Source organism: Acinetobacter sp. YH12094, assembly GCF_013419295.1.
Taxonomy (GTDB): domain Bacteria; phylum Pseudomonadota; class Gammaproteobacteria; order Pseudomonadales; family Moraxellaceae; genus Acinetobacter; species Acinetobacter amyesii.
Window position 1 is genome coordinate 1 of sequence record NZ_VPAK01000044.1, and the last position, 10,878, is coordinate 10,878.

A 10,878-nucleotide genomic window follows, 5' to 3' on the forward strand; every position below is an offset into this window, starting at 1 on the left:
GATTCATATTAAGCTTTACGAGGGCGTTGTATCGTCTGACGAGACGTGTATCAAGATGGGAGATATTAAATTGAAGAGCATGCTCTTCAATTTAACCCAAAACTTGGGATTTGTGTAGATACCTATGATCTAAAGGGAGGGCTAGAGAGGAATTACTCAACACAGAATTAACCGTTATTTTGCTTCTCTTTGATCTCTGCAAGTGTTTTGCAGTCGATACATAAAGTCGCTGTTGGACGCGCTTCTAAGCGACGTAAACCAATTTCGATACCACACGTTTCACAGAAACCGTAGTCATCATTTTTGATCGCTTCAATTGACTGTTCAATTTTACGGATCAGTTTACGTTCACGGTCACGTGTACGAAGTTCAATCGCAAATTCTTCTTCTTGCGTTGCACGGTCGTTCACATCTGGAAGCGCAGTATTTTCGTCTTGCATGGTATTCAAAGTACGGTCTACTTCTGACATTAACTCAGCTTTCCACGCCAATAAGATGTGGCGGAAATGCTCAAGTTGCCCTTCAGACATGTATTCTTCATTCTTTTTAGGCTGATAAGGTTCAATACCAAATAAGCTTGCAGTAGAACCACCTTCAGTCGCCTTTGGCTTTGATTTGCGCACGCGTTTGGTAGACTTTTCGTCTACTACATCAGTTTGTTCGTCTAAGACTTGATTTTGGTTGTCATTCGCCATGTAGGGCATTCCTCATCATATGCATATATCTATACGCAAAAAATATGGTGATATGCAAGTTTTTATCCACCCAACACAGAGTTTCCTTCTGTGGGGGTCGTCATCATATAGACTTTTTCTGCTTATTGATAGTCTTTGATGTTTGGATTCTAACTATCACTTTTCCTTTAGAAGGCATAAAGTAAAGCAAAAAAATCAAATTGAAAAGTTAATAACCTGAAATTTCAACATTAATTTGAGGTTGTTTCAATTTGACTCGAACAACTTCTGTTTTAAATTCACCATTATCATTCAGATAGAGTGCACGATACCCCGGTAAAGCTTCATCTAAGGCAAAATTTTCACTATGCGGTTTGAACTGAACACTGGTCGAAGGTGTCGATAAAAACTGAATATTGCGCCATTGATTAGACGAGTCTTGATGTACGTGTCCGCACAGTACAATTTTGACATTGTCATGACGTGAAAGCACATCCATCAGATGTTCAGCATTTTTTAATTTGTGCTGATCTATCCAATGCGATTGCATGGCAAAAGGGTGGTGGTGGCATGCCACAATGATGTGTTTCTGTGGGTGTGTTGTGAGCAACTGGTCTAATTGTTCCAACTGCTGTTGTGATACCCAACCATCCACTTTTCCCTTGACCGCACTGTTCAGTAAAATCAGACACCAGTTGCCTAATTCGATGCAGTGTGCCCGATCTTGCTGTTGATGAAATGGGAAGCAAGATGCTTCGTCATGGTTACCCGGAATCTGATAAAATGGAAACGGCTGCTGTTGCATATATTCGCGATAACGCGCATAGGTGCGCTCTACCGGCACTTGTGCAAGATCGCCAGTATGGACAAGCGTATCGATGTGATGATGGTTCAACTGAATTTGTTGAATCACATCGTGAAAACTCTGCTCTGGATTCATGCGGACAAACTCAAGATCTTCCTGATCCATTAAATGTGTGTCCGAGATCTGGATCAGTGTCCAGTCGTATTGTGGTGTGTCCCTTAAAGTCATGTCCTTCCCCTTAGACATTCCTTGTAGTATGTATTTGTTGTTGTAACCATTGCAAGGCCATAATGACAGGTGCGTTTTTTAGCCGACCATTGGTTAATAATTCAGGAATATCAGCATAATCTAAGATATGCAATTGAATATTTTCTCCTTCATCAGGCATACCAAAGACTCCACCATGTTCAGGCAGTTCAGCTTCAGCACTATATAGGTGGAATAATTCCGCGCAGGCACCCGCAGAGGGATAAAAACTAAATAAATGCTGTAGCGCATCTAATTCACAGCCTGATTCTTCCAAACTTTCACGGCGGATACAGCTTTCAGCAGATTCATCACCATCGAGCACGCCGGCAATGATCTCTAGTTGCCATGGCGAAGTTTCATCATCAATCGCTCCAATGCGGAATTGTTCAATTAAGGCAAATTTTTGTTGTTGATGACTATAGATCAGCACACCTGCTGCTTCAGGACGATGAATCAATTCACGCTGAATGGTTGGAATCATGCTGTCTTGATGGAATAAGCGGTGTCGAAGCAGAACTTTTTCAACTTGAATAAAGCCTTTATAAAGATGTTCACGCCCTTCAATGCTGTAATCTTTTTTGTTATATGTGGCCTGTTTAATAATATTCATAAGCGCTAATTAGGATGAAATCTTCCATTTCATCCTAACCGAGATTTTGTTGAATACAAAAGATTTTTTTTAAGCTTTACACTTTGTGGTACAACTTTTGACCATGTTCATGATAGGCCGCTTTCATGCTCTGTAAACCTGTTTCAATTTCAGGATTAGATTCTGAAGAAAGCTGCATATCTTGCTGATTTTTTGCATAATCTCTCACATTTTGTGTGATTTTCATCGAGCAAAATTTAGGTCCACACATCGAACAAAAATGGGCCGATTTATGTGCTTCTTTCGGCATGGTTTCATCATGCATGCTGCGCGCTGTATCAGGGTCTAAGCTCAGATTAAATTGGTCTTCCCAGCGGAATTCAAAGCGTGCTTTCGACAATGCATTATCACGGGCCTGCGCACCGGGATGACCTTTAGCAAGGTCTGCGGCATGGGCTGCAATTTTGTAGGTGATAATGCCATCTTTGACGTCTTTTTTATCTGGTAGACCTAGATGCTCTTTCGGGGTCACATAACACAGCATAGCCGTGCCGTACCAACCAATCATTGCTGCACCTATCGCAGAGGTAATGTGGTCATAGCCCGGCGCAATATCGGTGGTGAGTGGTCCAAGGGTATAGAAAGGCGCTTCTTTGCATACCTCGAGTTGTAGATCCATATTTTCTTTGATCATATGCATTGGGACATGGCCCGGGCCTTCAATCATGACTTGTACATCATGTTCCCATGCACGGTGAGTCAATTCACCTAAGGTGCGTAATTCACTAAATTGAGCTTCATCGTTGGCATCTTGAATACACCCTGGACGTAAACCATCACCTAAACTGAATGACACATCATAGGCTTTCATGATTTCGCAGATTTCATCAAAATGCGTATACAGGAAGTTTTCTTCATGATGCGCTAAGCACCACTGCGCCATGATGGATCCGCCACGTGACACAATACCTGTTAAACGGTTGGCGGTGAGTGGAACATAACGAAGCAGTACGCCTGCGTGAATCGTAAAATAATCGACACCTTGCTCGGCTTGTTCAATCAGTGTGTCTTTGAAAATTTCCCAGGTTAAGTCCTCTGCGACTCCATCAACTTTTTCTAAAGCTTGGTAAATTGGCACGGTGCCAATCGGTACAGGGGAGTTGCGAATAATCCATTCGCGGGTCTCATGGATATTTTTACCTGTCGATAAATCCATGATGGTGTCAGCGCCCCAACGAGTTGCCCAGGTCATTTTTGCCACTTCTTCATCAATACTTGAGCCGAGCGCTGAGTTACCAATGTTGGCATTGATTTTCACCAAGAAGTTACGACCAATAATCATCGGTTCACATTCAGGGTGGTTAATGTTGGCAGGGATAATGGCACGACCTTCAGCCACTTCTTGACGTACAAATTCGGGGGTGATTTCAGTTAAATTACGTGCGCCAAAATTTTGACCGGCATGTTGGCGCATATCTACACCTTCACGCTGGCGCTGATTTTCACGAATCGCAATGTATTCCATTTCAGGGGTGATGATGCCTTGTTTGGCATAGTGCATTTGAGAGACATTGTGCCCACGACGAGCACGACGCGGTTTTGAAATATGCGCAAAACGAATCTCTGCTGTACGAATATCTCGAAGACGCTCTTGTCCAAATTTTGAAGTCAAGGTATCGAGTATTTCCGTATCATTTCGTGACTCAATCCAAGATTCACGGACATTGGGTAGACCTTGATTTAGGTCAATTTGAATTTTGGGGTCGGTATAAGCACCAGAGGTGTCATAGACCATGATCGGCAGATTTTTTTCTCCACCCAGACCTGTAGGCGTATCTGTAAGGCTGATCTCACGCATTGGTACGCGAATATCTGGACGTGAGCCTTGGATATAGACTTTCTTTGAAGCAGGGAGAATACGTGTGAGATCTTTAGCATCTTGTTCATGTTGAGCAGCGCGATCTGAAGCGGTGAGATTCGTTAATTGGTTCATTGCAATGATCCTTATGAATGACATCAACGAATCAAGCACGACCAAAAACGTGGCGGTTTATCTGATGGGTTCACCTGAAATAACGGTGTAAAACCAAGAGATAAGAGGGGCTTAAGTTTTTAGATGGCTTGATTCCTACGCAGGTATTAACCTGATCAGGTTCAACGGTACTCATCCTTAAATTTAGCGAACTAAACTTAGATGATCTCAGCAGGAAATTACCTGCGCTCCGTCAAGCTTTGTGCGGATATTAGCATGAAGGCTGTTTTAAAACAGTGTTATTTTTCATTGATTTTGCAGTGCAGAATTTTGGGCAGGCTCGTGTGCAATTGAGCTAGAGTTAGCTAAGAGGACTATTTATTTACACAAATAGCATCACTAAAACAGTCTTTCTTATAATGCGGATCAGGATTACGGACGCCAATTAAATTCAACAACTGAGCTTCTGAACGTTGAGTAGATGAGGCAGTGTTTTGATCTAATAATTTTAAAAATAAACGCGCCTGATCTGCCAATGTGGAGTTTTTTAATTGAGCCAAGCGTTCAATTTCTTCCAAAGAACTGACTTGAATACTGAGGCGGTCTGAAAAATCATTAGAAACTGGGCTATGCGCTGAACCAATAAACAGCAATTGGCTGTATTGGTACAGCAATTGTTGTGCATCTTTTTTGTAGGGGCTATTTGGATATTGTTTCAGATAGTCTTCCCAAAAAATAGCACGTGTCGCAATCTCTTGTGGCTCAATGGCTAAACTTTGATGTAGCAAGGCAGGTTGTGCATTTTGTTCAGCCAGTTTTTCAATAAAGACTTGCTCAGATTCTTGCATATAAGGCGCAAAAATTTTGGCTAAATATTCAGGACTGCGGCGATAGCGTAACTGTCCTTCATCGGCATCGAACAACTCCACATAAGCTTGGCCTTTATGTTTCAGTAAATACTGATCGCGGGCAGTGAGCTGCTCATAATGATTTTGTTGAATGGTGGGATGCTGAGCCATATCAAAGGCAAATTGTTCGAACGCCATTTGCTGTTGAGCGGTACGTTCAACATGTAAAAAGTTGCGATACATTTGATTGGACAAACGCAGTAATTTTTTTTGTTCGTCAGCTTTTAACAGTGGTAGACAGACTTTTAGATCTTGGTTGATTTGTTCTAAAGCGAAAGTTGTGCGTTGATCATCAATTTCCAGCATATTTTTTTCAAGTTTTTTGCACAGCAAAGACAAATCGACTGCTTCTTTTTCAACAGTCTTATTGTTGGGAGACTCTGGTGCAGGTTGTGGTTCAGGCTGTTGTTGGCATCCACTCAACATACTGAAACATAAAAACATTGCACTAAACTTTGCAGGCAGCTGAAATTTTTTTGACACAGGAACTCGATGCGCTATAGAAGTGGTATTGTCCGATGGAATGTCGACTATTTTATAGATGAAACACGTGCAATATGTGTACTATTGTACAGTTCTTTGTTATAGCGTTGTGAGTAGTGTCTGAAAACGACTGAAATTATCCGGTTTTGTCGCATTTGATATAAAAAATTAATAAAAATCATACGGAAATTTGCAAGGATATGATTAGTATCTGCTTAGTTTTAGGCTTGAATATTCAATCTCGGGTATTTGAATATTAGGAATTTACAAAAAAAATGAACAAAAAAGTTGTGGTGGGTCTTTGTTTGCTTTTCACGAGTCAGTGGGCGTGTGCGCTAGACCTTGTGCAAGCTTATGAACGTGCAAAACAAGAAGACCCCAATTGGCAAGCCAATAAACTACAATATGAAGCGGATAAATTGAATTTGGGGATTGCCAATGGGAACTTACTTCCAACGGTAACAATCTCCGGAAATGTGACTCGAAAAAATCACAATTCCAACCAAAGCGGCGCTCAAGCCGGGCTGATCATGCCAGACAGCACCACAACAAGACAAATTGCGCTCACTGCTCGTCAGCCCATTTTTCGTTGGGATGCATGGGAAGGGCTGAAGCAAGTCAAGACCTCGATTAATTTAAGTGAAATTAATTTGCGGATTCAAAAACAAGATCATATTTTAAATGTTTCTGAAGCTTATTTTAATGTCCTACGCCAACAGGCATTAACGGTTGCCAACCTACAAGAAGAACAGGCGCTATCTGAACAGCTGCGCATGATGAATGGCAAATTAAAAGAAGGCTTGGTGGCAAAAAGTGATGTCAGTGAAGCCAATGCACAATATCAAAATGCACGGGCAAACCGCATGGCAACCAATGTTCAATTGGTTTTGGCGCAGGAACAATTACAACAGTTGATTGGGCCATATCGAGAAAATTTGGCGGTGTTACGTGAAGATTTTCAGTTTGAAAAACCGATTCCAAACAATGTACAAGCGTGGGAAGAACTGGCTCAGGGGCAGAATCTAGGTATTTTACAAGCGCGTATGCAACAACGATATGCGGAAGATGGTAAACGTGTCGAAAAAGCCGCCTTATATCCTCAGATTGAAGCGGTAGGGATCTATGGGTATAACAAGCAAAGTCCACAATCCATCATGTCGCAAGATGGTCAATTTGATCAGGTGGGGATTGAAATGAACTGGAATGTGTTTAATGGTGGACGGACACAGAAATCCATTAAGCAAGCGGCGATCAATGTTGAAAAAAGCCAAGCACAGGTGGATGCAGCGATTCGAAAAGCACAAACCGATGTAAAAAAATCTTATATGCAAGTCGAAACGGATCAAAGTAAATTACAGGCACGTAAAGCTGCAATGGATTCTTCCGCGCAAGTGTCTTTGGCCTCACAAGCCCAGTACCAAGAAGGTCTGAAAACTATGGTTGATGTGCTACTGGCACAGCGTAATGCCTTTTCAGCCCGTCAAGATTATTTAAATTCCAAGTACGATTATTTAATACATGTACTGCAACTCAAAGCCTCAGTTGGGAAATTAACGGAAGCTGATTTAGTGGAAATGAATGCGTGGTTGGTCGATCAGAAAAATCAGCCATCGATCCTACTAAAGAAATAATCCATGGTCATAAAAGTTTCACAATCAATATGCTTTAATATGGCACTAAAATCTGCCGATTCACGTTGTAGTGGAGACTCGCTTTGCCTAATAATCCTGTTTTAAATCATCACATTTCTTCGCAATTCAATGAAGAATTGCAGGATGTGCATACCAAATTTATGACCATGGGTGGTTTGGTGGAGCAGCAGGTTGCAAATGCCATTCATGCCTTATTGGATACGGATGCAACGATGGCGATCGATGTTCAATTTCAAGACAATACGGTGAACCGTATGGAAACTGAAATTGATGAAGCGCTTACCCTGATTTTGGCGCGTCGTCATCCTGCTGCGATTGATCTACGCATGGTGATTGCGATGTCGAAAGCCAACACCGATTTAGAACGGATTGGTGATGAAGCGGCAAAAATTGCCCGTATTGCACAAAGCTTGTGTGAAGAGGGTGGTTCACCGCGTGGCTATATGGAAACACGTCATATTGGCAACCAAGTCCGCGTGATGATTCATGATGCGCTGGATGCCTTTGCACGTTTGGATGTAGATCAGGCTTTACGTGTCCTTTTGGCCGATGCTGATATTGACCGCGAGTACCAATCGGCAACCCGTACCCTCATGACGTATATGATAGAAGATCCACGGCACATTACTCGGGTGATGAATGTACTTTGGGTGCTGCGTTCACTTGAACGTATTGGTGACCATGCTCGAAATATCTCTGAACAAGTGATTTATATGGTGAAAGGTCTAGATGTCCGTCACACCAGTGTTGAAGAAATTGAGCAAAAAGTTCAGCGTTAATTGATTAACATCAAGATGAACGCAGCCCATCAAACGATGGGCTTTTTTTCGGTCTAAAATTAACTATGTGTTTCTTCATCTTCCTCAAAAGTCCGGGCGATTTTGTCAATGTTTAAACTTTTCGCCATCGCATCGAAGATTTGCTTATAGGCACCTTCTTGATGGTACAAATCATGATGCTCCCCGTGTTCTACGATTTGTCCGTCTTTCATCACATAGGTGTAATCGGCATCGATAATTTGCGACAAACTATGCGAAATCATGATGACGGTACGACCTTGCTTAATTTGATCCAAACTATTTTTAATTTGTTCAGCAGCGATCGCATCTAAACTTGCAGTCGGTTCATCCAAGAAAATAATCGGCGGATTTTTTAGGAACATACGTGCCAAGGCAATGCGCTGTTGCTGTCCACCTGAGAGCAGTAAAGCATCGGCTTCATAGGCATGCGGAAGTTTTAAGATCTGATCATGGATCGAGGCTTTCCGTGCTGCATCGAAGACTTCTTGCTCTGTAGCTGTACTTTTGCCATAGCGAATATTTTCAAAAATTGAACCTGGGAAAATATGATTTTTTTGCAATACCAAACCAATATTTTCACGTAAATACTGTGTATCAATCTGTTCTAAATCGATGCCATCGAGTTTGATATTGCCCGCTTGAGGATGATAAAACTTATCCAGTAAGCTAATTAATGTCGATTTACCAGCGCCAGATAAACCAACCAAGGCGGTAATTTTATTTGGTTGGATGGTCATATTGATACGGTGTAATGCCTGAAAACCATTGGGATAACTAAAGTCGACATTGCTCAATTCAAATTGACCTTGAATCGGAGGTTGGGCAGTACCACTGGTTTCAATTTCATGATCCGCTTCTAAGATGTTAAAGAAGCTTTCTGAATAAATCATCGCAGAGTTAATTTCATCATAGATACGATGCAGCGAGCGAATCGGGGCAGAGACATTATTAAATAACAACACGTGATACATAATCATCCCGATACTCATTTGCCCATCCAAAACAAAATAGGCCGTCAGAATGATGATCAGCACTACACCGACCTGTTCAATAAAGGTTTTGAGTCCGTCAAAGATATAACTGGTTTGCCGTGTCTGCATCTGGTTTTCAGTCAGTGACTTTTGCAGATTTAATTGCTTTTTCGATTCGACGGCTTCTTTGTTAAAAGATTTAATGACCGTTATCGAATTGATAATACTCAGAATACCCTGATTTTTCTTTTCAAAATTATCGCGTAGGGCACGGCGTTTGCCTGCCAGTTTTTGTGATTGTTTGAAGGTCAGCCAAAAATAAATCGGCACGATAATTGTGGCCACCACACCAACCCAAACATTGGCATAATACATTAAGCCCAGTGCAATAATGGCACTGGTAAATAATGGTAAAATATCAATAAAAAAGATTTGAACCAATCGTGTGAGCGAGCTGACACCCCGATCAATTCGAGTTTGGAGCTTACCTGCTTGGTTGTCTTGTTGATCGAAGAATGCCAATCGATAGGTGATAAATTTTTCAATAATGCCTTGGGACAAATCCTGAGAAATTAAAATACGTAACTTTTCACCAAACGATTTTTGTCCAAATTGCACGATGGCATTGATGACTTCTTTTCCCAGTAAGACCACGCTGATGGTGATTAATATATGCCAACCATTGGCTAGACCGAGACCTTGTTGCAAAAGCTGATTGATGCTGTCTACGGCATATTTGAGTGTCAGGGCATTCACCTGTGCCGTGAGTGAGCCAATTAAGGTCAAGATCAGCGTCACGACCACCAGCCAGCGGTATGGCTTTACGAATGGGCGTAATTTTTGGAAAAGTTGCCACAGATTCATAAGCAATTATTTTTATTGTGAATATGAGCTTTAGTCTAAGACTGAAAATTCAATGCGACAAGCGATGACAATGTTTTGATTTGTGACGAGCGTTTTTCAGCTAAGATATTTTTAAATGTGCTCACGACATCAGCATCACGCTGCTGCGCCTAACAGTGTTGAGTTGAACCGATGAATTTTGAATTATTTGCGCCTGAACCGCATGCAAACCTGCTGCCCTATGATGGTGAAGTTGAAGATTATGGACTGATCTTCAATGCTGAAGACAGTGAAAAATATTTACGCTATTTCCTCACGCAGTTGGCTTGGCAGCATGATGAAGTCATTTTGCATGGACAGTATTATCAAACGGAGCGAAAAGTGGTTTGGTATGGAGATGCCCATTATGAGTATCACTATTCAGGCATGCAAAAGCAGGCATTGATTTGGAATCCAGCTTTACTGCGCTTAAAGCAACATATTGAGCAACGGTTGGGTCAGACGTTTAATTCCTGTTTGGCCAATTTATACGAAAATGGTACGCAAGCGGTGGGGTGGCATAGTGATGATGAGCCATCTTTGCTTTCACCCACACAGCAGGTGGTGATCGCATCTTTGAGTTTTGGCGCAAGCCGAAAGTTTTGCTTTAAACATAAAAGCACTCAAGAGAAAGTACAGCTTTTACTGCAAAGTGGACAGTTGATCGTGATGCGTGGGAAAACCCAACGGTATTGGAAACATGCCCTAATGAAGTCGATGAAAGTGACCGAGCCGAGGGTGAATTTAACCTTTCGTTATTTCTATGAGAGACCTTTGCACAAACCAGCGACCTACTCTCGACACCAATCTCAAACTCAACTAAAAACTGGAATTGGTGTTAAAAGATAGAAAAAGTCACCGAATTGGCATAACACTCTCCTAAATTGCAGTTA

General features: G+C 41.7%; 9 protein-coding genes and 1 riboswitch. Of the genes, 3 read left to right on the forward strand and 6 right to left on the reverse strand.

The window, feature by feature from the left end:
• Positions 1-167 precede the first annotated feature (167 nt).
• The 5 genes from dksA to FTU34_RS16745 all read right to left on the reverse strand — a co-directional run bounded on the left by dksA (position 168) and on the right by FTU34_RS16745 (position 5,641).
• Complete coding sequence (gene dksA / locus FTU34_RS16725; RefSeq protein WP_078189438.1) at positions 168-695, reverse strand: RNA polymerase-binding protein DksA; 528 nt, start codon at positions 693-695, stop codon at positions 168-170.
• A 208-nt stretch (positions 696-903) separates the two neighbouring features.
• Positions 904-1,707 carry a 3',5'-cyclic-AMP phosphodiesterase gene (gene cpdA / locus FTU34_RS16730; RefSeq protein ID WP_180036217.1) on the reverse strand — a complete coding sequence of 268 codons (804 nt, stop codon included), beginning with the start codon at positions 1,705-1,707 and terminating at the stop codon, positions 904-906.
• Positions 1,708-1,717: 10 nt separating this feature from the next.
• A complete protein-coding gene (locus FTU34_RS16735; protein ID WP_078189436.1) occupies positions 1,718-2,338 on the reverse strand; it encodes an NUDIX domain-containing protein in 621 nt (206 codons plus the stop codon).
• 76 nt (positions 2,339-2,414) lie between these two features.
• On the reverse strand, positions 2,415-4,310 hold the full coding sequence (thiC, locus tag FTU34_RS16740; protein WP_180036218.1) for a phosphomethylpyrimidine synthase ThiC: 1,896 nt from the start codon (positions 4,308-4,310) through the stop codon (positions 2,415-2,417).
• 115 nt (positions 4,311-4,425) lie between these two features.
• A riboswitch (TPP riboswitch) is annotated at positions 4,426-4,552 on the reverse strand.
• A 111-nt stretch (positions 4,553-4,663) separates the two neighbouring features.
• Positions 4,664-5,641, reverse strand: coding sequence for a hypothetical protein (locus FTU34_RS16745; RefSeq protein WP_218950098.1), 978 nt, complete (start codon positions 5,639-5,641; stop codon positions 4,664-4,666).
• A 314-nt stretch (positions 5,642-5,955) separates the two neighbouring features.
• On the opposite strand from FTU34_RS16745, the gene FTU34_RS16750 reads away from it, so the two are divergent.
• Together FTU34_RS16750 and phoU are read left to right on the forward strand one after the other, a co-directional pair.
• Positions 5,956-7,311, forward strand: coding sequence for a TolC family outer membrane protein (locus FTU34_RS16750; RefSeq protein ID WP_180036219.1), 1,356 nt, complete (start codon positions 5,956-5,958; stop codon positions 7,309-7,311).
• A gap of 83 nt (positions 7,312-7,394) precedes the next feature.
• On the forward strand, positions 7,395-8,111 hold the full coding sequence (gene phoU / locus FTU34_RS16755; protein WP_078189433.1) for a phosphate signaling complex protein PhoU: 717 nt from the start codon (positions 7,395-7,397) through the stop codon (positions 8,109-8,111).
• Between the two features lie 59 nt (positions 8,112-8,170).
• On the opposite strand, the gene FTU34_RS16760 is transcribed toward phoU, so the two are convergent.
• Entirely contained in the window at positions 8,171-9,967 is a 1,797-nt protein-coding gene (locus FTU34_RS16760) for an ABC transporter ATP-binding protein (protein WP_180036220.1), read from the reverse strand.
• Between the two features lie 171 nt (positions 9,968-10,138).
• On the opposite strand from FTU34_RS16760, the gene FTU34_RS16765 reads away from it, so the two are divergent.
• Complete coding sequence (locus FTU34_RS16765) at positions 10,139-10,834, forward strand: alpha-ketoglutarate-dependent dioxygenase AlkB (RefSeq protein WP_180036221.1); 696 nt, start codon at positions 10,139-10,141, stop codon at positions 10,832-10,834.
• The last annotated feature ends 44 nt before the right edge of the window (positions 10,835-10,878 follow it).

What these genes read in the sequence shown, in the direction of transcription:
- dksA (WP_078189438.1), bottom strand. Translation starts at nt 695, where the DNA reads ATGGCGAATGACAACCAAAATCAAGTCTTAGACGAACAAACTGATGTA.
- cpdA (WP_180036217.1), bottom strand. Translation starts at nt 1,707, where the DNA reads ATGACTTTAAGGGACACACCACAATACGACTGGACACTGATCCAGATC.
- FTU34_RS16735 (WP_078189436.1), bottom strand. Translation starts at nt 2,338, where the DNA reads ATGAATATTATTAAACAGGCCACATATAACAAAAAAGATTACAGCATT.
- thiC (WP_180036218.1), bottom strand. Translation starts at nt 4,310, where the DNA reads ATGAACCAATTAACGAATCTCACCGCTTCAGATCGCGCTGCTCAACAT.
- FTU34_RS16745 (WP_218950098.1), bottom strand. Translation starts at nt 5,641, where the DNA reads ATGTTTTTATGTTTCAGTATGTTGAGTGGATGCCAACAACAGCCTGAA.
- FTU34_RS16750 (WP_180036219.1), top strand. Translation starts at nt 5,956, where the DNA reads ATGAACAAAAAAGTTGTGGTGGGTCTTTGTTTGCTTTTCACGAGTCAG.
- FTU34_RS16760 (WP_180036220.1), bottom strand. Translation starts at nt 9,967, where the DNA reads ATGAATCTGTGGCAACTTTTCCAAAAATTACGCCCATTCGTAAAGCCA.
- FTU34_RS16765 (WP_180036221.1), top strand. Translation starts at nt 10,139, where the DNA reads ATGAATTTTGAATTATTTGCGCCTGAACCGCATGCAAACCTGCTGCCC.